Below are 21,790 nucleotides of genomic sequence, written 5' to 3' on the forward strand. Positions count from 1 at the left end.
CCGGGTCCCGGGGGCGAGCACGGCACCTGGACGTCGATGTTCGCCCGCCGTCACACCACACCAAGGACGACGAGGAGCGCCCCCGCAACGACCCCGGCGCTACCGATCACGCTGCCCTTGCTCAACCTGGCTCCGTCGAGCGGCTCGATGGGAACCAGCGTGGACGCGGTCATGATCAGGGCAGCCACGGCCCACGCTCTGGTGAGGGGAACGCCGAACCAGGCCGACTCGACGAACAGCACCAGCGCCAAGGCCCCGAACGTGACCGGAGCGGCGGCATGGACGTGGGCGATGACCTGGTCGGCTGACCGCCGTTCCGACGCCTCCGCAGCGGTCTCGTCCGGCTGCTCCACGGTTGGCGGCGAGGCTGGCTTCGGAGCACGAACGACCGGTACCGGTGCCCACGGAGCGCCGAGGGAGCCCGTTGCCAGCCCGAACGCCATGCCCGGGAACCAACTCTCCTGCACGACAGAAACGCGTGCCCTGCGCGCCAGGGCACTCCGCATCCACACCCCTGCCGCTGCCAGCGTCGCCACACCGAACGCCCACGCCAGGATCGAAGTCGCGCCCAGCTCCGGAGACCAGAACGCCGGCAGGACGAAGACCACGGCCGTGATGAGGATCGCCCACATCGGGCGGCGCAGACGTTGCGCGAAGGGAAGCCGGTCAAGCTGCTGCCCCAGCGGTTCCAAGAACTGGGATGCGAGGTCGGTCCCTCTTCCCCGCCCGGTCGACCGGATCAGCCCGATGCCCAGCAGGAGGACTGCCAGGAGGCTGGCCGCCGTGGCCGGCGACGCCTGCTGAAGTCGAGCGAAGCTCCATCGAGGGGGCAACGGCTGCGCGAGGTCGAGCCCGGTGCGGTACGTCACCCCATCGGCTGTCGGCCTCAGCTCGCGGTCGGCCAGGTTGGCATCCAGTGCGTAGGCGCGAGCCAGTGCGCCCTGGGCGGACAGCACGTACGCCGGCCCGCGCTCCGCCTGGATGGCGCCGATGTTGAACCAGCCCAGCGCGTAGTTGGGAGCGACGCCGACGGCGCGTCGCAAGGCGTCAACGGCGTCGGCGCGGCGCTGCCGCTCGGTCGCGAGGAGCACCGCGAGGTTGTTGGCTGCGGGAAAGGTGCCGGGGTCGCTGGCCAGTGCTCTCCGGTAGTAATCGATGGCGAGGTCGGTGTCTGCCGCCTGCTCGGCGGCGACACCGGCGGTGTAGAGGAACGCGGGACTGTTCGGGTCGGCCACGACCGCCTGTCGCGCCGCCGCCAGGGCCTCCCGCCCGCGGTCGAGGGCGCTCAGGGTGACAGCGAGGTTGTTGTCGACCCGCGCCGGTCGGACGCCAGTGGTCCCGGCTTCGAGGAGCACCGGAACAAGCTCGCGGGCGGCCTCATAGTCCTCCACCGCTGCCGCGAGGGAGTCTCTGTCGCGTTCGCTGTCCGCCAGCAGGGCGCGAGCGTGGTAGGCGACGAGCGCAAACCGTGCAGCCACTTCCGGGTTCTCAGCGCTGCGTTGGTACGCCGCCCCCTGCGCGGCGCGCTCGTCGAGCGTGCGCAGCAACAGACTGGCCTCCTCGACCCGCCCCGCCTGAAGGAGCGCTCCGCCGCGCTGGAGCTGGGTCTCCCAGACGTCGACATCGTTGTCCCACTGCTCGTCCCGGTACAGCCGCGCCGCTCGGCCGAACAAGGCGGCCGCCTCGTCGTACTCCCGCTGAAGGAATCGCACCTCGGCGAGCCGCTTGACGGGCCGCGGGTCGTCTGGGCCCACCCGTGCCGTCCACTCGCCAATCACCTGGCCCGCGCGGTCGAGGTCGCCGGCCCACCGCCAGAGATTCTGCCTGCTGTCGCCCAAGAAGTTGGCCCTCAGGACCCGGCCGCTCTGTGGTCCGCCTTGAAGCGTGCGTTGTCCGTCGAAGTGACCCGCCTCGGCACGCACCAGGTCGGTGAACGATCCATTGACCGGGCAGTAGTCGGACGGCAGGATCCCGTCGAACCAGTCGAACGAACCCGAGGGGAGGCCGTCGAGGGCCCTCGCCGGAGAACCAGCCAGGACGGCGTCGCGTCTCCATGCCCAGTCTGGGCAGTCGACCACGGTGCCGGTGATGCCGGGATCGTCGCGAAATCGCGGAACGTACGACGCGTCCAGCACCAAGGCACCGTTGCCACCCAGATCGGGGCTCGGCTGGAGGTCGATGGTCGTGAGGCGCGTGTAGCGGTCCGACCCGAGGGGGCCCTGGGCGTCGACCTCGACCATGCCTGGGACCGGGTACGCAGGGCCCTCCTGGGGGAAGGCGGCAGCACCACTCTGGTGGAGGCGGAAGGCGGTGGCGCTCGCAGCGGCGAACTCGCGCGCACTCTCCTGGGCCTGGAGGAGCACCTGCAGGCGCACGCCGGGCGAGGCGACACCCGTCGCGTCCGCGAGCAGCTCCACTGCCGCGGTGGGTTCGCCGAGTCCTACGCTGACCCGTGCCACCCCCACCACGAACTCGTCGCTGCCGGACAGGGCCCTCGCGCGTCGATAGCCGGCACCTGCCTGCCGGAACGCATGCCGTGCGGTGAATGGCTGGAGCGCGGAGGTCCTCTGAGCGAATCGGACACGGTTGTCGGCCCACCCAGCGACGACGCCGGCGTCCTCCGGGTATCTGACAAGCAGCTCCTCAAACGCCTCATCGGCCCTCTCCTGCATCTCCGCCGGGAACGGATCCACCGGGCTGCGATGGTCCGCGCTGGCGCGCTGAGACAGGTAGGTGGCTTGCAGCCACCCGGCCGTCGGGTCGCCAGGACAGAGCGCCTCAGCACGTTGGCCCTCGACGGCGACGACCCCGTCGCGTGGCTGCGCGTCCGCTGCCACGAGCAGCAGCAGGTCGAGCTGGGCTTTGCAGTCGCCTGCTCCGCGGGCGCGATCCAGCACGGCGTACGCCGCGGCGGGAGCGTTGGCGACCGTGGCGTCGCCCCTGCGCGCAGAGAGCGCAGCCAACGCCGCACCCAAGGCTGCGGCTTCGGGGGTGCGGCCACGGTCGGGAGCGGCGTCGAGGATCCGGGTCATGTCCGGGTAGTCGTACGGGTATTGCGTTCCGAACTCGTCCCGGAGCGCGGACTCGGTGAGCCGGTCGTCCAGGTCCCCCGAGCTCAGGATCGTCAGAAGCTCGGTCGCGCCTGCTTCTCCGAGGGCGGATACGGCCAGGGGCCACACGTCGTTGGGGACCGTGACCGGTGAGCCCGTGGTCAAGCCGGCCGGCAGCTCCCTCAGGGGTCGAGACGCTTCCCCGGCGTCCCGTTCGTCACCCGGAGGCAGCAGGGAGCGACGCACCGGGTCCAGCGGCAGCCGGTCCGCGGTGTAGGTGGCAAGGGGAGCGAAGGAGACCAGGCCGAAGAGCAGAACCGCCAGCCCGATGTCCGATACACGTCGTCCTGGAGTGCGCATCACTCAAGCCCCCGAGTACGCGCTCGATCATCCGAGCCTCTTCACAAGGTCCCACAGGCCGGATCGGACCGCAATCGGCCTCGGTGGCGATCGGCCCGGGGGCATCAGGTTCCACGTGCACGTCGAGGAGGCGCCAGAACAGGGCCCGTGAGAGGGCGCCGACGACCCGCCAGGTCTGACGCGAGCACACCAACCCGAGAACTCCCCTCCCGCGACTCCGGACTCACGGCTAGCCTTGTTCGTCGGACGGTGCGGGGGAGGGAGGCCCCGATGGTCCGCATCGGCACGTGGAACCTCGAGAACCTGTTCCTGCCGGGCCAGGAGCAGGGGGCGCCCGACGACCAGGCGGCCTACGACGCCAAGCTGGACACGCTCGCCGAGGTCATCGACGGCCTGCACCCCGAGGTGCTGGCGGTGCAGGAGGTCGGCGCCCCGGAGGCGCTCGACGACCTCGCCGGACGGCTCGGTCAAGAGTGGCGGACGGCGCTGGCCGACCCCGACCGGCGCGACATCCGGGTCGGGTTCCTGTCCCGGGCCGAGCTCACCCACGTCGAGCAGGTGCGCGACTTCCCGGCCGGCATCGGCCCGGTCCAGGTCGACGACGACCTGACCACCATCCACCAGCTGGGCCGGCCGGGGCTCCGGGCCCGGGTGCGCGCGGGGGGCCACACCCTCGACCTGGTGTCGGTGCACCTGAAGTCCAAGCTGCTGACCTTTCCGGACAACCGGTTCAGCCCGCGCGACGAGGGCGAGCGCGTCCGGTACGCCGTCTACGCCCTCCACCGCCGTGCTGCCGAGGCGGGCGGGGTCCGTACCTACGCGACCGCACTGCTCGACGACCACGCGGACGTCGTGGTGGCCGGCGACCTCAACGACGAGCCGGAGGCCGCGACCACCCAGATCCTGCTCGGCCCGCCCGGGTCGGAGGTCGGGACCATCGGGTTCGACCGGCCCGACCAGGGGGACGCCCAGCGGCTCTGGAACACCGCCGGGTTCATCGACCCCGAGCACCGCTGGTCGCGCATCTACCGGGGTCGGCGCGAGCTGATCGACCACGTGCTGTGCTCCGAGCGGGTGGTGAAGGCCGTCGAGCAGGCGTTCACGGCCGACGTCGAGGTCGCGTCGATCGACGAGTTCCCGACGCAGCGCCGCAACGAGCCGGTCTCCGACCACCGTCCGGTGGTCGTCGACCTGGCCGACGCCTGAGCCTGTTCACGCCGCCCGCGCCCGCAGCACCCCCGCCAGCACGGCCGACACCAGCAGCAGCGCGCTGCTCAGGGCGACCACGCCCGACCAGCCGACCGACGTCCAGGCCGCCGCGGCCACGGTGCCCGCCACCGAGGACGCGACGTAGAACGAGAACAGGTACAGCGAGGCCGCCTGGCCGGGCCCCACCCCCTGGGCGTGGGCGCGCGCCGGCACCCAGCCGCTGGCCACGCTGTGCACCACGAAGAAGCCCGCGATCACCAGCGCGAACCCCACCGCCATCCAGGGCAGGCCGGCCGGCAGCGTGAGCAGCACCCCGCCCAGCGCGACCGCGACCCCGAGGGGCAGCACCCGCGCGCGGCCCCAGCGGTCGGCGAGCCGGCCGGCGCCCATCGCGGCGAGCGAGCCGAGCGGGTAGGCGACGAACACCAGGCTGGCGGCGCCGACGCCGAGGCCGAACGGCGGGCTCGTCAGCCGGAACCCGAGCGCGTTCGACACCGCCATGAACGCCCCGACGCCGCAGCCGCCGACGGCGTACAGGGCGAGCAGGCCGCGGTCGGACACCGCTCCTCGCGTCATCCTGCCGAGTGATCGCAGCCCGGGACTCGCCGGACGGAAGTGTCGCGACGGCGGTAGCACCAGGCGCACGACCACGGCGCAGGCGAGCGCCAGCAGCGCGACCGCGCCGAGGGCCCACCGCCAGCCGAGCAGGTCAGCGACGCCGCCCGGCAGCAGCCGGCCGACCATCCCACCGAGGGCCGTGCCCCCGATGTAGAGGCCGGCGGCCCGGCCGTGGATCGCAGCGGGCAGCTCCTCGCGGAGGTACGCCGTCGCCACCGCGGGCAACCCGGCGAGCAGCAGCCCCTCGACCACGCGCAGCCCGAGCAGCACCGGCCAGCTCGGTGCCACCGCGCACAGGCCGGCGACCACCGCGGACGCCACCAGCGAGACGTGGATGAGAGGCGTGCGGCCCACGACCTCCGAGAGGGTGCCCGCGACCAGCAGCGCCACGGCCAGCGCGAAGGTGGTCGCCGACACCGCCAACGAGCTCTGGGCAGCACTGATGTCGAACGCCTCGCTGAGCGCGGGCAGCAGCGCCTGGGGGCTGTAGATCAGGGCGAACGTCGCCAGACCCGCGGCGAAGAGCGCCATCAGCACCCGGCGTACGTCGGCGGTGGCGGCCGACGGCGCGACGGGACGGCGGGCCAGGAGGGTCACGACGCCCCACTTTGCGTCGGCGGCGCTGATACGTCCAATGTCAGGTGCGGCCGGATTCAATGCGTATTCCGTATGATCCGGGTTGTGCGGCTGCGAGATCTCGAGTGGCTGGTCGCGGTGGCCGACCAGCAGCACGTGACCGAGGCGGCGGCCGGCCTCGGCGTCCCCCAGCCGACCCTCTCGCGCGCCCTGGCCAGGGTGGAGGACGAGCTCGGGGCCCGGCTGCTGGAGCGGGTGCCCACCGGGGTCCGGGTGAATCCCGACGGTGAGCTGGTGGTCGAGGCGGCCCGCGACCTGACCGCGCGCTACCGCGCGCTGCTCTCCGAGCTGGCCGGCCGCCACGACCCCGACGGCGGGCTGGTGCGGCTCGCCTTCCTCGACTCGATGGCGACCTCCGTGGTCCCGCGGCTGCTGCGCGACTTCCACCGGGAGGCCCCGGCGGTGCGGCTCTCGCTGCGCCAGGAACCCGGCCACGTCATCCTCGAGGACCTGGAAGCCGGGCTCTCCGAGCTGGCCGTGACGTCCGCTCGGCCGTCGGGTCCGTGGGGCTGGCTGCCGCTGCAGGAGGAACGGATCGTGCTGGTCGTCGGGCCCGCCCACGCGCTCCGGGACCGGCAGCGGGTGACGCTCGCCGAGGTGGCGCGGCAGGACCTGATCACCACCCCGGTGGGCTTCGGCTACCGCGCCATGGTCGACGACCTGTTCCGGTCGGCCGGCGTCACACCGCGGGTCGCCTTCGAGAGCGGCGACCTCGCCACGATCGCGGGGCTGGTCTCGGCGGGGCTCGGGGTGGCGCTGCTCCCGGAGCAGCTGGCCGGCCAGTCAGGCACCACGGGCATCGCCGTCCGGGCGCGGTCCGCCCGGCGCGTGGTGGGGCTGATGTGGCGCGCGGACCGGCCGCTGACCCCGCCCGCCCAGCGGTTCCGCGACTTCGTCGCGGCGCGTGTCGACACCGCCGTGACAGGCTGACCGGGTGCCTGCCCACGACGTCGTCGTCCTCGTGGAGGGTGCGAGCGACGCCGCCGTCGTCGAGCTGCTGGCGGACGGCGTCGGGCCGTCGCTCGAGGTGGTGGCGATGGGCGGGATCACCAACGCCGCCCGCCACGTACGCCGCCTCTCCGCCCGCCGGCCCACCCCGGCGGTCCTCGGGCTCTGCGACCTGCGCGAGCGCCGCTTCCTCGACCGGCTCGAGCCGCCCCTCGACGGGGTCTTCGCGTGCGACGCCGACCTGGAGTCGGAGCTGATCCGCGCGGTCGGGCCGGCCGGGGTGCTGGACGTCCTGGCGGCACTCGGTGAGCTCGCCCGGTTCCGCACCTTCCAGGGCCAGCCGGAGTGGCGCGGGCGACCGATCGCCGACCAGCTGCACCGGTTCGCCGGGACCCGGTCGGGCCGCAAGGCCACCCTTGCCCATGCCCTCGCCGCCCGGCTCGGACCGGACGACGTACCGGCCCCACTGGCCGACCTGCTGGCCACGGCGCGCCGGCTGCAGCGTGGGTGAGGAGCGGGCCTGCAGGCACTCGCGGTTGACCGACCGGACTCCTGGGTACGGAGACAGGAATCGACGCTGGGAGGTAGGTGATGGGTGCCGCAGTGGTCCCGGTCCTGCTCGTCCTGGTCGTGCTCGCGGTCGTGGCCGCCCTGATGGTCTCGGCAGGCCGGAGGCGGCAGCGCGAGGTCGCCGAGATCGACCGGCCCGAGACCGCCGCGTTGCGCTACCCGGTTCCCGAGGGCCAGGACCCCGTGCCCGTCGTGACCGCCCTGAAGGACGAGGGGTTCGACGCCCTGGCCGAGGGGCACGACGTGGTGGTGAAGGTTCCCACGGACGCCGCGCGCCACCGGTCCCGGGTCCGGGAGGTCATCGCCGCTGCGCCGAGCAACCTCGAGGGTGATGCGTCCCCCGACCAGGACGTGCGCTTCACCGACGAGTGAGGCGAGGACTCAGCTCTCAGACGGCAGCCGCATCGGGACGTGGGGGATGCCGTCGTCGAGGAACTCCGCACCGGCGACCGTGAATCCGAGCGACTCGTACCACGCGACCAGCGCCGCCTGGGCGTCCAGCACCACGTCGCGGTCGGGGCAGACCTGGAGCGCGGTCTCCATCACCACGTCGGCGAGGCCCCGGCCCCGGGCGGCGGGCGCGAGGGCGACCCGACCGATGCGCCACCGGGTCCCCTCGTCGAGCACGCGGGCGTAGCCGACGACCGTGTCGTCCTCGCGGAGCACGACGTGGCGGGTGCCGGGCTCGGCGTCCCGACCGTCGAGGTCGGGGTAGGGGCACTCCTGCTCCACGACGAACACGTCCTGCCGCAGCCTCCAGACGGCGTACGCCGTCGTGGGCTCGAGCGCAGCGAAGGGCAGGGCGTCGACGGTGATCATCGGAGGAACTCCAGGGTCTGGCGCCGCGCGGTCCGGGCCTCCGGGGCGATCGGCAGCAACGGGTAGGAGTGGATCAGGTCCGGCTGCTCCACGTAGCCGAGGTCCCAGCCGGCCGCGCGGGCCCGCTGCGCGAGCAGCCGGCAGCCGGGCAGCAGGAGGTCGCGGGTGCCGCAGAACATCAGCGCCCGGGGGAGTCCGGTGAGGTCGGCGAGGGCGGGGCTCACCTCGGGTCGGCCGAGGTCGGCCTCCGAGCCCGCCCACCACAGGGCGTACGCGTGGAGCTTGCCGAGGAACAGCCACGGGTCGCGGGCGGCGTACGCCGGGGTCGCGGGCGTGGAGGTCGTCAGGTCGACCCAGGGCGACAGCAGCAGCAGCTCGCTCGGCTGCGGCCCACCCCGGTCACGCAGCGCCATCGCGAGGGCGAGCGCGTAGCCGCCGCCCGACGAGTCGCCCAGCAGGGTCGTCCGGCTCGCCCGGCACCACCGCGCGGCCAGCCCGGTCATCGGCCCGAACGAGTCCCGCCACGTGTGCTCCGGGGCGAGCGGGTAGTCCGGCATCACCACGCGGGCGCCCAGGGCGCGGGCCAGCCGGGTCGCGTAGCGGACGTGGAACGGGTCGATCGGGGCCATGTAGGCCCCGCCGTGCACGTGGAACAGGGTGCGCCGCGGTTCGATCCCCCGTGGGGTCACGACGTGGACCGGGAAGCCCGCCACCTCCTCGGTGACGAGGGAGAACCGGCGGTCGAAGCCCGGCACGAGCTGGGTCGGCAGCGCCCGGTCGAGCCCGAGGTGCCACCGCTCGACCCGCGCGCGCTCGGTCGGCTCGTCGACCAGGTCGCGCGAGCGCCGTACCCGGGGCACGGCGTACGCCAGCAGCTGGTGGCGTCGGCTCGGCATGGCGCGACCCTACTGGCGTCGAACGGTGGGGGGCTGTCACAGCGGAGCGCCCGCCGGGGTCTCCATGGGTGGGAAGAGACCTCTGACCCCGACTCCCCAGGAGGAGACATGCCCAGCACCAGCACGTTCCGCGTCCCCCCGGCCCCGATCCGCGGGCTCTACGGACGCGCGCTCGAGTGGTACGCCCGGCGCACCTACGGCGAGGTGCCCGACAACGCCTACGTCCTGTGGCACAACCGCAAGGTGCTCAGGGCGATCTTCGGGTTCGAGCAGAAGGTGGCCAGGCTCGACGCCCTCGACCCCCACCTGCAGACCTTCGCGCAGATGGCCAGCGCCGGGGTGATCGGCTGCTCGTGGTGCCTCGACTTCGGCTACTTCCTGGCCCACCGCGAGGGCCTGGACGAACGGAAGGTGCGCGAGGTGCCCCGCTGGCGCGAGTCCGGGGTCTTCACCACGCTCGAGCGCGACGTCATGGAGTACGCCGAGGCCATGTCGGCCACGCCGCCGACGGTCACCGACGAGATGGTCGCGGGGCTGCGCGACCGGCTCGGGGACCCCGCGGTCGTGGAGCTGACGGCGCTGGTCGCGATCGAGAACGAGCGCTCACGCTTCAACTCCGCGATGGGCCTCGCCAGCCAGGGCTACTCCGAGGTGTGCGAGCTGCCACTCGCCGTGCCGGCGGTAGAGTCCTCGGCGTCGTGAGCACCGAGAGCGGGACGGACCCGACCGCGACGTTCGTCGACCACCGTGCGCTGCTGTTCACCGTCGCCTACGAGATGCTCGGCTCGGCGGCCGACGCCGAGGACGTCGTCCAGGAGGCGTGGCTGCGCTGGGACGGCGTCGACCACGCCGCGGTCCGGGACCCGCGCGCCTACCTGGTCCGGGTCACGACCCGGCTGGCGCTCAACCGGATGCGCACCCTGGCGCGGCGGCGCGAGGCCTACGTCGGTCCGTGGCTGCCCGAGCCGCTGCTGACCCGGCAGGACGTCGCCGACGACGTCGAGCTGGCCGACAGCGTCTCGACCGCGATGCTCCTGGTGCTCGAGACCCTCACGCCGACCGAGCGCGCGGTCTTCGTGCTGCGGGAGGTCTTCGACGTGCCGTACGACGAGATCGCGGCCGCGGTCGACCGGAGCCAGGACGCCGTACGACAGATCGCCCACCGCGCCCGCTCCCACGTGCTCGCGCGACGGCCGCGGCAGGAGGTGACCCGGGCCGAGCAGGACCGGGTCATCGAGCGGTTCCTGGCCGCCGCGGCGAGCGGTGACCTGCAGTCCCTGATGGACGTGCTGGCTCCCGACCTGGTCCTGGTGACCGATGCGGGAGGACAGGCCAAGGCCGCGCTGCGTCCGATCCACGGCCGCGACAAGGTGCTGCGGTTCCTCGAGGCGGTCAGCCAGGGGCCGATGAACGGCGAGCTGCTGAGCATCAACGGCGGGCCCGCCCTGGCGCTGCGGATCGACGGGGAGCTCGACACCGTGGCGACCTTCCGCATCGAGGACGGGGTGGTGACCGCGCTGTACCTGCTGCGCAACCCCGAGAAGCTGCAACGACTCGGCGAGGCCACGGCGCTCCGGAGGTGACCACCGCCGGAGGTTGAGGTGCGAGGCGCGCCAGCGCCGAGCCTCGAAACCCCGGGAGGGCGTCAGGGTGGTGTGCGGCGTAGTGTGGCGGCGTACAGACAGGGGAGCCCGCGCGGCGGGCTGAGAGTGCGGGAGACCCGCAGACCCTCCGAACCTGATCCGGTTGACACCGGCGTAGGGAGTCGCTCGATGAGGCTCGTACCTTCCGTCCTGCTCACGTGTGCGTTGATGTCGGGCTGCAGCCTGATCGGGGGCGAGCCGGACCGGCAGGCCACCGACGGCGGGTCCGCCACCGCCCCCGACGAGGTGGTGCTGGTGACCCACGAGTCGTTCAGCCTGCCCAAGCCGCTGCTCAGGCAGTTCGAGCAGGAGTCGGGCTACGACCTGGAGGTGCGCAGCAGCGGCGACGCCGGTGCGCTCACCACCAAGCTGGCCGTCACCCGCGACGACCCCACGGGTGACGTCGCCTTCGGGGTGGACAACACCTTCGCCTCGCGAGCGCTCGAGGAGGGCGTGTTCGACACCCTCGGGGCCGACCTGCCCGCGGGCGCGGACGACTACGCGCTCCCCGGCGACGACGGGGAGCGGCTGGCACCGGTCGACAACGGCAACGTGTGCGTCAACGTCGACACCACCTGGTTCGAGCAGCGCGACCTGGCGCCGCCGGAGACCCTCGACGACCTCACCGACCCGGCCTACGAGGGGCTGTTCGTCACCCCGTCGGCGCTGTCGAGCTCGCCCGGCCTGGCGTTCCTCCTGACCACGGTGGCGGCGTACGGCGAGGACTGGCCGGCGTACTGGGAGGACCTGCTCGCCAACGACACGGCCGTCGTCGACGGCTGGACCGACGCCTACTACGGCGACTTCACCCAGGGCGGCGAGGGCGGCGACCGCCCGATCGTGCTGTCCTACGACTCCTCGCCCGCGTTCACCGTGCCGAAGGGCTCGGACGAGTCGAGCACCGAGGCGCTCCTGGACACCTGCTACCGCCAGGTCGAGTACGCCGGCGTGCTCGCCGGCGCCGCCAACCCCGAGGGCGGCCGTGAGCTGGTGGAGTTCCTGCTGTCCGAGGACGTCCAGGCGGCGCTGCCCGACTCGATGTACGTCTTCCCGGTCCGCGACGGCGTGCCGCTGCCCGACGACTGGGCCCGCCACGCGGAGCAGCCCGCCGACCCCTACGCGCTCGACCCGGCGCAGGTCGCCGCCGAGCGCGACGCCTGGCTCGCGGAGTGGCGCGACCTGACCACCGGCTGAGGAGCCGGCCGTGACCCGACGCCTGCTGGGGCTGGCCGCGCTCGCCGCACTGCCGGTGCTGGCGCTGGTCGCGTTCTTCGTCGTCCCGGTCGCGGCGATGGTGTCGCTCGGCCTCGAGGGCGACGGCGGGCTGGCGGGGACGCTCGAGGTGCTGACCCGCGAGCGCACCCACCGGGTGCTGCTGTTCACCCTCGCGACCGCCGCGGCGGGCACCCTGGTCTCGGTCGTGCTCGGACTGCCCACGGCCCACGTCCTGCACCGGACCTCGCTGCCGCTGCGGCGGCCGGTGCGCGCGGCGCTGCTGGTGCCGTTCGTGCTCCCGACGGTGGTGGTGGGGGTGGCGTTCCGGCAGCTCCTGGGCGAGGGCGGACCGCTGGGGTTCCTCGGGCTCGACGGGACGCCGGTCGCGATCGTGCTGGGCCTGGTCTTCTTCAACGTCGCCGTCGTGATCCGGGTCGTCGGCAGCGCCTGGGAGTCGCTCGACCCCCGGCCGGCGCAGGCGGCCGCCACCCTGGGCGCCGCACCCGCGACGGTGTTCCGCACCATCACCCTCCCCGCTCTGCGGCCCGCGATCGTCTCCGCCGCCACCGTCGTCTTCCTCTTCTGCGCAACCGCCTTCGGGATCGTGCTCACCCTCGGCGGCGCCCGCTACGCGACGGTCGAGACGGAGATCTACCTGCTGACCGTGCAGCTGTTCGACCTGCAGGCCGCCGCAGCGCTGTCGCTGCTGCAGCTGGTCGTGGTGTGCGGGCTGCTGCTCGCCGCCCGCCGGACCAGGACGGTCGCCCCCACCGCGCGCCGACCTGTCCCTCCCCGGCGGCCCGACCGCTCCGACGCCGTCCCCCTGGCGGCCACGCTGGTCCTCCTGCTGTACGTCGCCCTGCCGGTCGCCGCGCTGGTCACCGGGTCGCTGCGGGTCGAGGGGAGCTGGAGCCTGGCCAACTACGAGGCGCTCACGACCACGGGCGACCAGCAGGCGCTGCTGGTGCCGGTGACCGAGGCCCTCCTCAACTCGCTGCGCACCGCCGTCGACGCGACCTGGATGTCGCTGCTGGTCGGCCTGATGGTCGCGCTGGTCGTGACCCGGCGCTCCCGGTCGGTGACGGAGCGGCGGGTGCGTGGCGTGCTGGACGGGTTCTTCATGCTGCCGCTCGGCGTCTCGGCCGTGACCCTCGGCTTCGGATTCCTGATCGCGCTCGACAAGCCGCCGCTGGACCTGCGCGACAGCCCGCTGCTGGTACCGGTGGCGCAGGCCCTGGTCGCGCTCCCGCTGGTGGTCCGCATCCTGGTGCCGGTGCTGGCGGGCATCGACGACCGGCAGCGCCAGGCAGCCGCGTCGCTGGGCGCCGGGCCGCTGCGTGCCCTGGCCACGGTCGACCTGCCCGTGCTGTGGCGTCCGCTGCTGGCGGGCGCCGGGTTTGCCTTCGCGGCGTCGCTCGGAGAGTTCGGCGCGACCTCCTTCCTGGCGCGCGACGACGCTCCCACCATGCCGGTCGTGATCTTCCGGCTGCTGGGCCACCCCGGCGAGATGAACTACGGGATGGCGCTCGCGGCGTCGTGCGTGCTCGCCGCGACCACCGCGCTGGTGATGCTGCTGGTCGAGCGGCTGCGGGTGCCGAGCCTGGGAGCCTTCTGAGGTGCTGACGCTGCGCGACGTCTCGGTCACCCTCGACGGCCACCCGGCCGTCGCGGGCGTCGACCTCGCGCTCCCCGACGGACAGGTGCTCGCCGTGCTCGGTCCCTCGGGATGCGGCAAGTCCACGTTGCTGCGGGCCGTCGCCGGCCTGGAGACGCTCACCACCGGCTCGGTCGCCTGGGACGGCGACGACCAGGCCGGGGTGCCGACCCACCGGCGCGGGTTCGCGCTGATGTTCCAGGACGGCCAGCTCTTCGACCACCTGACCGTCGCCCGGAACGTCGGCTACGCACTGCGTCTGCGGCGGACCCCCGACACCGCGCAGCGGGTGGCCGAGCTGCTCGACCTGGTCGGCCTGCCGTCGTACGCCGACCGGCTGCCCGGCACCCTCTCGGGCGGTGAGCGGCAGCGGGTCGCGCTGGCCCGGTCGCTCGCGGTGCGGCCGCGGCTGCTGCTGCTCGACGAGCCGCTCTCGGCCCTCGACGCGGGGCTGCGGGAACGGCTCGCCGGCGACCTCGGCCGGATCCTGCGGGAGGCCGGGACGACCGCGCTGCTCGTCACCCACGACCACGAGGAGGCGTTCGCGGTGGCCGACCGGCTGGCGGTGATGCGTGAGGGCCGGATCGTGCAGGAGGGCGGGATCGCGGAGGTGTGGCGGCAGCCGGTGGATCCTCCCACCGCACTGTTCCTCGGCTACGCCCGCGTGCTCTCCGGTGAGCACGCCGCGACGCTGCTCGGTGCCCTCGGCCTCGACGCCGGCCCGGCTGTGGCCCTGCGCCGTTCGGCCCTCCGCGTCGTCGACGACGGCCCGGTCACCGGCACGGTGGTCTCGTCGCGGCTCACCCCCGAGCAGGTGCGGCTCGAGGTCGACGTCCCGGGTGCCGGGCGGCTCGACGCGGTCGCGCCGCTGGACCGTCACCCTGGGACCGGCGAGCAGGTGCGGCTCCTGATCGACCGCACCCGGATCGCGCTGATGGATCTCGCCTAGCCGGTGGCGTCACGGGACGACGATCGCGGGGACCGGCGCGTGCCGGAGGATCTTGGCGCCGCTGGACCCGAGGAACAGCCGCTGCATCACGCCCGCCGAGGAGGACCCGACGACGAGCACCTCGTCGCGGTCCCAGGCCACCCGGTCCAGCGTCGAGGCCCACGACCGCCCGACGGCGACCTCGGTCGTCACCTCGTCGGGCAACCCGTCGGCGGCGGAGAGCTCCTCGAGTGCCTGCTTCTGCAGCGCCTCCGCCTGCGCCACCCAGGCCGCCAGCACGTCGTCCTCGGTGGCGGGCGAGACGTCGGGCGGGTACATGGTGCGGCCCCGTACCGCGAAGGTGACGATCCGGAGCGAGGCCCCCACGTCGCGGCAGATGGCCGCGGTCTCCCGCAGCGTGCGGCGCGACACCTCGTCGCCGCGGAACGCACAGGTCGCGCGCGTCACCCGGCCGTGCTCGCTCGCGAGGTAGCCGCGGGTGGCCAGGGCGACCGGGACGTGCGCCGAGTGCAGCAACCGGTCGGCCGCCGAGCTGAGCTGGACGTGGCCGTAGCTGCCGCCGTGGCCGGAACCCACCACGAGCATCCTCGCGTCGCAACGGTCCGCCTCGGCCAGCAGCCCTCCGGGCACCGAGCGGGCCGCTACGTAGCCGACGCTGACCGTGAGGTCGGGTGCGTGCTCGGCGGCGAGCTTCTCCGCGACGACGACGGTCTCGCGCCCCATCCCCTCGGCCCAGGCGCGGAACTCCCGGTCGGTGCCCTCGGCGGCCTGGGTCCCCCAGGGGGCAGGCACCACGGTCACGACCCGCAGCTCCTGCCCCGCCGACCGGGCCAGGGTGGCGCCCAGCTCGATCGGCGTCGGGTCGTGGCGCCCGAAGGAGAAGGCGGCGAGGACGGTCACGACGCGACCTCCTCGGTGAGACGGGAGCGGTGGCGCGCGACGAAGAAGTAGTAGGCCATGAGCGCCGCCAGCCAGACCCCGAAGATCACCCAGGTGATCGGCGCGAGCCCGGACAGCACGTAGACGCAGGCCGCGACGGTGAGGATCGGGGTGACCGGGTAGCCAGGCACCTTGAACGGCCGGTGCAGGTCCGGACGGGTGCGGCGGAGGACGATCACGCCGATCGCGACCACCGAGAAGGCGATCAGGGTCCCGATGGACACCGTGTCCCACAGGTAGTCCGACGGCACGAAGCCGGCGATCAGGCTGACGACCACCATCACGACGATCGTGTTGAAGGTCGGCGTGAGGGTGCGCGAGTCGACCTCGGCGAACCGGTCGGGCAGCATCCGGTCGCGGCCCATCGCGAACAGGATGCGGGTCTGGCCGTAGAGCGTGACCAGGGTGACCGAGAAGATCGAGATCACGGCACCCGCAGCGAGGATCGTGCCGGGGATCGCCGAGCCGGTGATGTTCTCCAGGATCACCGAGAGGCCGGCGCTCTGCTGCTCCTCGCTGGAGAACTCCTCGAGCGGCTGGGAGCCGACGCCCGCGATCGCGACGAGCAGGTAGATCCCGACGACCACGATCAGTGCCCCGACCAGCGCCCGGGGCAGCGCGCGCTGCGGGTCCTTCACCTCCTCGCCCGCGGTCGAGATGGAGTCCAGGCCGATGAAGGAGAAGAAGATGGTGCCGGCGGCGGCGGTGATGCCGGCCGACCCGGCGGCCCAGAAGTTCTCGAAGCGGTCGGCCTGGAAGGCGGTCAGCCCGATGACGGCGAACAGCACCAGCACGGCGAGCTTGATGAGCACCATGACCGTGTTGACCTTGGCCGACTCGCTGGCCCCGCGGATGAGCAGGAGCGAGCACAGGACGACCAGCACGATGGCGGGGAGGTTGACCCAGCCCGTGGTGCCGCCCTCGACGGGGATGGGCGAGTAGGACAGGGCGTCCGGGATCGTGACGCCGACCGTCTGGTCGAGGAGCTCGTTGAAGTAGCCGCTCCAGCCGACGGCGACCGCGCTGCCCGCCACGCCGTACTCGAGGATCACGCAGGCCGCGATCCCCATCGCGAACACCTCGCCGAGCGAGTGGTAGGCGTAGGAGTAGGTCGAGCCGCTGACCGGGATCGCGCTCGCCAGCTCCGCGTAGCAGACCGCCGAGAGGCCGGCGGCGACGCCGGCCAGGACGAACGCCACGATGACCGCGGGGCCCGCGTCGGGCACCGCCTCCTGGAGCACGAAGAAGATCCCGGTGCCGACGGTGCCGCCGACACCGAACAGCATGAGCTGGAAGGTGCCGATGGTGCGGTTCAGGTCCGGGCCCGAGTGATGGTGGTCCGCCTCGTCGGGGTGGGCGATCTGGAGCGGCTTCTTGCGGAGCATCTGGTCCCGCAGCGACATCGACATGGGTCCTCCCTCAGTCCGATGGCGGCACCCGCCGCGGCGGGAGCCGTCGACCACCGCTCACCTTGGCCCTGCGGCCCCTGCAGCGCACCACCCGGGCTGGGTGAGCCGCCTACCGCCCGGTGGCCGGATGGGACACGATGAGCGGGTGACAGCGGTGCACGTGGAGGCGGTCGACGACCCGCGGCGCCTGCGAGAGGTGAGCGACCTGTTCGCCCGGGTCTGGGGCCGCAACGACGAGGGGGTGCCGATCTCGAGCGAGATGATGCGCAGCCTCGCCCACGCCGGCGGGCTGGTGTCGGCGGCGTACGACGGGGAGGCGCTGGTCGGCGCGGCTGTGCTCGGTCGCGACGAGCCGGGTGCGTGCTACGGCTATCTCGCGGCCGTCGCGCCGGGCCTCGGCGACCGGGGACTGGGTCGCGCGCTCAAGCAGCACCAGAGGGAGTGGGCGCTCGGTCACGGCGTCACGACGATGCGGTGGACCTTCGACCCGCTCGTCGCTCGCAACGCCCGGGTCAACCTCACCCGGCTCGGTGCGACGGCCGGGCACTACGAGGTCGCGTTCTACGGCGAGATGGCCGACGAGCAGAACGCCGGCGAGGTCGGCGACCGGCTGGTCGCGACCTGGCGGATGGACAGCGCGCGGGTGGCCGCGGCCCTGGCCGGCGAGGCGCCGGAGCCGCCGCCACCCCGCGGGGCGGTGGCCGACGGCCCGGACGGTGCCCCCGCGGTCTGGTCGGGCGCGGCCGACCGGTGGATCCGGGTCCCGGCCGACGTGCTCGCCGTGCGCCGGCAGGGGACCGGGCTCGCGACCGCGTGGCGCGAGGCGGCGCGGGCGTGGTTCGAGGAGGCGTTCGCCGACGGCTGGGTGGCCGAGGGGGTCAGCCGGGACAGCGTCTACCACCTGAGCCGGAGGGACCCGTGATGCGCATCGAGCAGGCCGAGATCATCTGGGTGAGGCTGCCGCTGGTGGCCCCGTTCCGGACCTCCTTCGGGACCAGCCACGACCGCGACACCTTCCTGCTCCACCTCACGACGGACTCCGGTGAGGAGGGATGGGCCGAGTGCGGCGCGGAGCCGGACCCGCTCTACTCCAGCGAGTTCCTGGCCGGTGCCGAGCTCGTGCTGCGCGACCACCTGGTCCCGCGCCTGGCCGCGCTCGGCGACGACCTGGCCGCCCACCTCGTCCAGCCGGCCCTGGCGCCGGTCAAGGGCCACTGGATGGCCAAGCACGTGCTGGAGACCGCGGTCCTCGACGCGGAGCTGCGGGCCCAGCGGGTGTCGTTCGGACACCGGCTCGGCGCCGTCCGCGACCGGGTCCCGGCGGGCGTCTCGGTGGGGATCATGGACTCCCACGACGAGCTGCTCGCGGCCGTCGGCCGCTACCTGGACCAGGGCTACGTGCGCATCAAGCTGAAGATCGAGCCCGGCTGGGACCTCGAGCCGGTGCGTCTGGTCCGGGAGACGTACGGCGACATCGGGCTGCAGGTCGACGCCAACACGGCGTACACGCTGGCCGACGCGGCCCACCTGGCGCGGCTCGACGACTTCGACCTGCTGCTGATCGAGCAGCCCCTCCCCGAGGACGACCTGCGCGGGCACGCCGAGCTGGCCGGGCGGATCCGCACGCCGGTCTGCCTCGACGAGTCGATCACCTCCGCCCGCGACGCGGCGACGGCCATCGCGCTCGGCTCCTGCGCGGTGATCAACGTCAAGCCCGCCCGGGTGGGCGGCTACCTGGAGTCGGTGCGCATCCACGACGTCGCGCTCGCGAACGGCGTCCCGTGCTGGTGCGGTGGGATGCTGGAGACCGGGATCGGCCGCGCTCCCAACCTCGCGCTCGCCGCGCTGCCCGGCTTCACCCTGCCCGGCGACACCTCGGCCTCCGACCGCTACTACGCGACCGACCTCACCGCGCCGTTCGTGCTCGAGGACGGGCACGTGCGGGTGCCGACCGGACCGGGCACCGGGGTCGAGGTGCTGCCCGACCTGCTCGACGCCGTCACCCTCTCCCGCACGCCCCTTCCGTGGGGCTGACGCGCCCACGGCCGCCCGCCGGCACGCACCTAGACTGACGCCTGTGTACCGCCGGGCCTATGCACTCCTCGTGGGGGTGGCTGTCGTCATGGGCCTGCTCGCGATCATCGCCGCGATCGTGCTCGACAAGCGGCTGGCCGACCCCGACGGCTTCCTCGGACCGTCCTGGCTGCGGCTCCCGCTGCTGATCTCGGGCGCGTTCCTCGCCGACATGGTGCCGCGGACCCTGTGGATCTCCCGCGGCCGGCCCAGGGAGTGGCGGGAGATCGTGCGCCACCGGCTCCAGACCCACTGGGGCCGGGAGCGCTGGACCCTGGTGATCCTGGGGATCGTCTGCTTCTACGTCACCTACGTCAGCTACCGGAACCTCAAGTCCTTCCTGCCGTTCATCCGCGAGCGGAAGTTCGACTACGAGCTGCACCTGATGGACCGGGCGCTGATGTTCGGCCACGAGCCCGGCAACGTGATGCACGAGCTGTTCGGCACCGGGGTCTCGGCGCACGTGCTCTCCTACATCTACCTGTGGTTCCTGCCCCTGGTGCCGCTGGCGGTCACCGCGTGGCTCGTGTGGTCGCGCAACCTGTCCTACGGCTACTGGTTCGTGACCAGCCAGGTGCTCGCCTGGACGCTCGGCACGGTCTCCTACTACATGCTCCCCACCCTGGGTCCCGGCTTCTACACCGCGTGGGTCTACCAGGACGTCGTGGGCGCAGGCACTCCCACGTCGAACCTCATGGAGTCGCTCTCGGACGCACGGGAGCGCGTGCTCTACGAGGGCATCGAGGGGGCGGTGCAGTCCACCGCGGGCTTCGCCAGCCTCCACGTCGCGATCACCCTGCTGGTCGCGCTGATGATCCAGTACACGATCCGGTCCCGGGTGCTGCACTGGGTCGGCTGGGTCAACTTCGCCCTCACCATCGTGGCCACCATCTACTTCGGCTGGCACTACATCGCCGACGACGTCGCCGGCGTCCTGATCGCGCTGCTGTCCTTCTACCTCGGGGGCATCGCGAGCGGGCAGAAGTTCGAGCGGCACGGGCTGTCCTCCCACCCCACGACGACCGACTCCCACGTTCCCGCCGACGTCAGCGACTGAGTGAGCAGCGGACGCCGGCCGCGGGTCATCCGGAGGCGTTGCCGGACCACAGGACCGACCCGTCGCGCGCCAGCACCTGGGCGGGGAGCGGGACGATGCCCGCGAACCCCGGGACCTGCGCGGCGAAGGACCACACCCCGTCCCGCACCGGCGCGGAGGCGGTGCTGCCGTCGGGCAGCGTGACCTCGATCCTGGCCGCCCGCCTGCTGGTCCGGCCGGCCCCCACGACGTAGGTGCGCTCGTCGTCGACGACGGACTTCGCCGACGCGCCCGTCCCGACCGTCCGCAGCAGGATCCCGCCGCCGCGCAGCGGCCAGTCGGGCTCGACCTCGTTGACGCCGACGTCCCACGTCACCGGTCCGAGCAGGCAGCGGTAGTCCTGCCCCTCGTGGGTGAGGAGCGCCACGACCAGCGGGCCCGTGCCGGCGGTCGCGACCGGGTCGGCGTCACGCAGGTCGGGGATCGAGTCGCCCCGACGCGTGATCGTGCTGGACCGGGGGTCGAACCGGACGTCGCCCCCGTAGTAGGCCTCGGTGCACAGCGCAGCCACTGCGTCGCCGTCGCCGGGCGAGGCGAGGAACGCGTCGAAGGGCACCGGCCGCTCCTCCTCACCGGTCCGGGGGATGCGGCAGAGCACGGGGTTCGAGCCTCCGCGGGCGTCGACCAGCGAGACCACGTCACCAGCGCGGTAGTTGAGGTCGGCATTGGCCACCCGCCACGGCCGGCCCGCGGGGTTGCGTGCGTACATGGGGAGCTCGCCGTACTTGTCCAGCTGGGGCAGGCAACGGCGTACCACCTCGCGGTGGCCCACGGTCGCTGCCTCCGCCCGGCTGGTCGGCTCGTCGGGCCCGGACGGGCCGGGGCGTTCCTGCCCGGTGCTGAGGATGCCCGGGGTCACGGCGACGGCAGCGACGGCTGCGCAGCCGAGGAACGTCGCACCGGCCGCGCGTACCCGGCGACGTCGCCGTCGGTCGGCGCGTGCCCGGGCGAGGAGTCGCCCCAGGTCGGTGTGGAGGGGCCGCTGGCCGTCGTCTGCGGCGCGGGTGAGCAGCTCGCGGACGACGCGGTCCGGGGTGCTGGTGTCGTTCATGTCCTTCCCTCCCGTACGGCGCTCCCGGCGTCCTCGTGGGCGGCCAGCAGCGGCTGCAGCTGGCGCAGCGCCGCGTGCGTCTGGCTCTTGACCGTGCCCTCCGAGCACCGGAGCACGCGGGCCGACTCGGCGACCGACAGGTCGTGGTAGAAGCGCAGCACGAGGCAGGCCCGGCGCCGGGGTGTCAGTCCGGCCAGCGCCTCGACCATCGCGTCGCGGTCGGCCACGAGGTCGCCGGGACCGGCGACGGCCAGGTCGCGACCCGCCTCGTCGCTGGGCGACTCCCTCCGCCACGGCCGGCGCGACTCGTCGATGACCACCCGGACGCAGGCCCGGCGGGCGTAGCCGAGCAGGGCCTCGCGGCTGCGGACCCGGTGCCAGGAGCGGTAGACCCGGATCAGCGCCTCCTGCGCGGCGTCCTCGGCGCGGTGCCAGTCGCCGCACATCAGGTACGCCGTCCGGCGCAGGTCGGCCAGCGACGCCGCGGCGAACTCCGCGAACTCGGCGTCGTGGTCGGCTGCCACCCCGGTGCCCCCTCCGTCGTAGGTCCCTGTCATGAGGAGGGACGGAACGTACCCCACCCCGGGTTGGCCGATCGGAGGAACCACCGGCAGGCACGTCCGCGTGAATGACAAGCTTGTAGTTTGTCAATGCG

At 73.3% G+C, this 21,790-nt stretch carries 20 protein-coding genes and 1 riboswitch; of the genes, 12 read left to right on the plus strand and 8 right to left on the minus strand.

Annotated elements, in window-relative coordinates; all coding sequences use genetic code 11:
- Positions 1–50 precede the first annotated feature (50 nt).
- A complete protein-coding gene (locus tag ACQ1X7_RS01155; RefSeq protein WP_432476307.1) occupies positions 51–3,410 on the minus strand; it encodes a hypothetical protein in 3,360 nt (1,119 codons plus the stop codon).
- A gap of 270 nt (positions 3,411–3,680) precedes the next feature.
- On the opposite strand from ACQ1X7_RS01155, the gene ACQ1X7_RS01160 reads away from it, so the two are divergent.
- Positions 3,681–4,616, plus strand: coding sequence for an endonuclease/exonuclease/phosphatase family protein (locus tag ACQ1X7_RS01160; RefSeq protein WP_432476308.1), 936 nt, complete (start codon positions 3,681–3,683; stop codon positions 4,614–4,616).
- Between the two features lie 6 nt (positions 4,617–4,622).
- Here the strand turns inward: ACQ1X7_RS01160 and ACQ1X7_RS01165 are convergent, their stop codons facing one another.
- Positions 4,623–5,834 (minus strand): MFS transporter, encoded by a 1,212-nt coding sequence (locus tag ACQ1X7_RS01165; protein ID WP_432476309.1) that lies wholly within the window; start codon positions 5,832–5,834, stop codon positions 4,623–4,625.
- A gap of 84 nt (positions 5,835–5,918) precedes the next feature.
- On the opposite strand from ACQ1X7_RS01165, the gene ACQ1X7_RS01170 reads away from it, so the two are divergent.
- From ACQ1X7_RS01170 to ACQ1X7_RS01180, 3 genes are all read left to right on the plus strand, one after another.
- Positions 5,919–6,803 carry a LysR family transcriptional regulator gene (locus ACQ1X7_RS01170; protein WP_432476310.1) on the plus strand — a complete coding sequence of 295 codons (885 nt, stop codon included), beginning with the start codon at positions 5,919–5,921 and terminating at the stop codon, positions 6,801–6,803.
- A 4-nt stretch (positions 6,804–6,807) separates the two neighbouring features.
- Positions 6,808–7,332: a TOPRIM nucleotidyl transferase/hydrolase domain-containing protein gene (locus tag ACQ1X7_RS01175; RefSeq protein WP_432476311.1), complete on the plus strand. Its 525-nt coding sequence runs from the start codon at positions 6,808–6,810 to the stop codon at positions 7,330–7,332.
- A gap of 80 nt (positions 7,333–7,412) precedes the next feature.
- Positions 7,413–7,763, plus strand: a complete 351-nt coding sequence (locus ACQ1X7_RS01180; RefSeq protein WP_432476312.1) for a hypothetical protein — start codon at positions 7,413–7,415, stop codon at positions 7,761–7,763.
- A gap of 9 nt (positions 7,764–7,772) precedes the next feature.
- On the opposite strand, the gene ACQ1X7_RS01185 is transcribed toward ACQ1X7_RS01180, so the two are convergent.
- Both ACQ1X7_RS01185 and ACQ1X7_RS01190 read right to left on the minus strand, forming a co-directional pair.
- Positions 7,773–8,210, minus strand: a complete 438-nt coding sequence (locus ACQ1X7_RS01185; protein WP_432476313.1) for a GNAT family N-acetyltransferase — start codon at positions 8,208–8,210, stop codon at positions 7,773–7,775.
- Positions 8,207–9,106 carry an alpha/beta hydrolase gene (locus ACQ1X7_RS01190; RefSeq protein ID WP_432476314.1) on the minus strand — a complete coding sequence of 300 codons (900 nt, stop codon included), beginning with the start codon at positions 9,104–9,106 and terminating at the stop codon, positions 8,207–8,209. The genes ACQ1X7_RS01185 and ACQ1X7_RS01190 overlap by 4 nt, the downstream gene beginning before the upstream one ends.
- Positions 9,107–9,214: 108 nt before the next feature.
- Between ACQ1X7_RS01190 and ACQ1X7_RS01195 the strand changes: the two genes are divergently transcribed.
- The 5 genes from ACQ1X7_RS01195 to ACQ1X7_RS01215 all read left to right on the plus strand — a co-directional run bounded on the left by ACQ1X7_RS01195 (position 9,215) and on the right by ACQ1X7_RS01215 (position 14,567).
- A complete protein-coding gene (locus ACQ1X7_RS01195; RefSeq protein WP_432476315.1) occupies positions 9,215–9,808 on the plus strand; it encodes a carboxymuconolactone decarboxylase family protein in 594 nt (197 codons plus the stop codon).
- Positions 9,805–10,689 carry an RNA polymerase sigma-70 factor gene (locus tag ACQ1X7_RS01200; protein ID WP_432476316.1) on the plus strand — a complete coding sequence of 295 codons (885 nt, stop codon included), beginning with the start codon at positions 9,805–9,807 and terminating at the stop codon, positions 10,687–10,689. Before ACQ1X7_RS01195 ends, ACQ1X7_RS01200 begins: the two co-directional genes overlap by 4 nt.
- 90 nt (positions 10,690–10,779) lie before the next feature.
- Positions 10,780–10,887, plus strand: a riboswitch (TPP riboswitch).
- Positions 10,879–11,943 carry a thiamine ABC transporter substrate-binding protein gene (locus ACQ1X7_RS01205; protein ID WP_432476317.1) on the plus strand — a complete coding sequence of 355 codons (1,065 nt, stop codon included), beginning with the start codon at positions 10,879–10,881 and terminating at the stop codon, positions 11,941–11,943. Its footprint overlaps the riboswitch before it by 9 nt.
- Positions 11,944–11,953: 10 nt before the next feature.
- The gene (locus tag ACQ1X7_RS01210) at positions 11,954–13,579 is read left to right on the plus strand and encodes an ABC transporter permease (RefSeq protein WP_432476318.1); all 1,626 of its coding nucleotides are present in this window, start codon (positions 11,954–11,956) and stop codon (positions 13,577–13,579) included.
- 1 nt (position 13,580) lies between these two features.
- Positions 13,581–14,567, plus strand: coding sequence for an ABC transporter ATP-binding protein (locus ACQ1X7_RS01215; protein WP_432476319.1), 987 nt, complete (start codon positions 13,581–13,583; stop codon positions 14,565–14,567).
- A gap of 9 nt (positions 14,568–14,576) precedes the next feature.
- Here ACQ1X7_RS01215 and ACQ1X7_RS01220 read toward each other — a convergent pair whose 3' ends face one another.
- Positions 14,577–15,467, minus strand: a complete 891-nt coding sequence (locus ACQ1X7_RS01220; protein ID WP_432476320.1) for a universal stress protein — start codon at positions 15,465–15,467, stop codon at positions 14,577–14,579.
- Positions 15,464–16,915, minus strand: a complete 1,452-nt coding sequence (locus ACQ1X7_RS01225) for an APC family permease (protein WP_432476321.1) — start codon at positions 16,913–16,915, stop codon at positions 15,464–15,466. Before ACQ1X7_RS01225 ends, ACQ1X7_RS01220 begins: the two co-directional genes overlap by 4 nt.
- A gap of 145 nt (positions 16,916–17,060) precedes the next feature.
- On the opposite strand from ACQ1X7_RS01225, the gene ACQ1X7_RS01230 reads away from it, so the two are divergent.
- The 3 genes from ACQ1X7_RS01230 to ACQ1X7_RS01240 all read left to right on the plus strand — a co-directional run bounded on the left by ACQ1X7_RS01230 (position 17,061) and on the right by ACQ1X7_RS01240 (position 20,045).
- The gene (locus ACQ1X7_RS01230) at positions 17,061–17,837 is read left to right on the plus strand and encodes a GNAT family N-acetyltransferase (RefSeq protein ID WP_432476322.1); all 777 of its coding nucleotides are present in this window, start codon (positions 17,061–17,063) and stop codon (positions 17,835–17,837) included.
- Complete coding sequence (gene menC / locus ACQ1X7_RS01235) at positions 17,837–18,949, plus strand: o-succinylbenzoate synthase (protein WP_432476323.1); 1,113 nt, start codon at positions 17,837–17,839, stop codon at positions 18,947–18,949. Before ACQ1X7_RS01230 ends, menC begins: the two co-directional genes overlap by 1 nt.
- Before the next feature lie 70 nt (positions 18,950–19,019).
- Positions 19,020–20,045: a phosphatase PAP2 family protein gene (locus tag ACQ1X7_RS01240; RefSeq protein ID WP_432476324.1), complete on the plus strand. Its 1,026-nt coding sequence runs from the start codon at positions 19,020–19,022 to the stop codon at positions 20,043–20,045.
- 25 nt (positions 20,046–20,070) lie between these two features.
- Here the strand turns inward: ACQ1X7_RS01240 and ACQ1X7_RS01245 are convergent, their stop codons facing one another.
- Both ACQ1X7_RS01245 and ACQ1X7_RS01250 read right to left on the minus strand, forming a co-directional pair.
- Positions 20,071–21,135 carry a hypothetical protein gene (locus ACQ1X7_RS01245; protein ID WP_432476325.1) on the minus strand — a complete coding sequence of 355 codons (1,065 nt, stop codon included), beginning with the start codon at positions 21,133–21,135 and terminating at the stop codon, positions 20,071–20,073.
- Entirely contained in the window at positions 21,132–21,692 is a 561-nt protein-coding gene (locus tag ACQ1X7_RS01250) for a SigE family RNA polymerase sigma factor (protein WP_432476326.1), read from the minus strand. Before ACQ1X7_RS01250 ends, ACQ1X7_RS01245 begins: the two co-directional genes overlap by 4 nt.
- Positions 21,693–21,790 lie beyond the last annotated feature (98 nt).

Source organism: Nocardioides sp. GXQ0305 (genome assembly GCF_050880345.1).
GTDB lineage: Bacteria > Actinomycetota > Actinomycetes > Propionibacteriales > Nocardioidaceae > Nocardioides.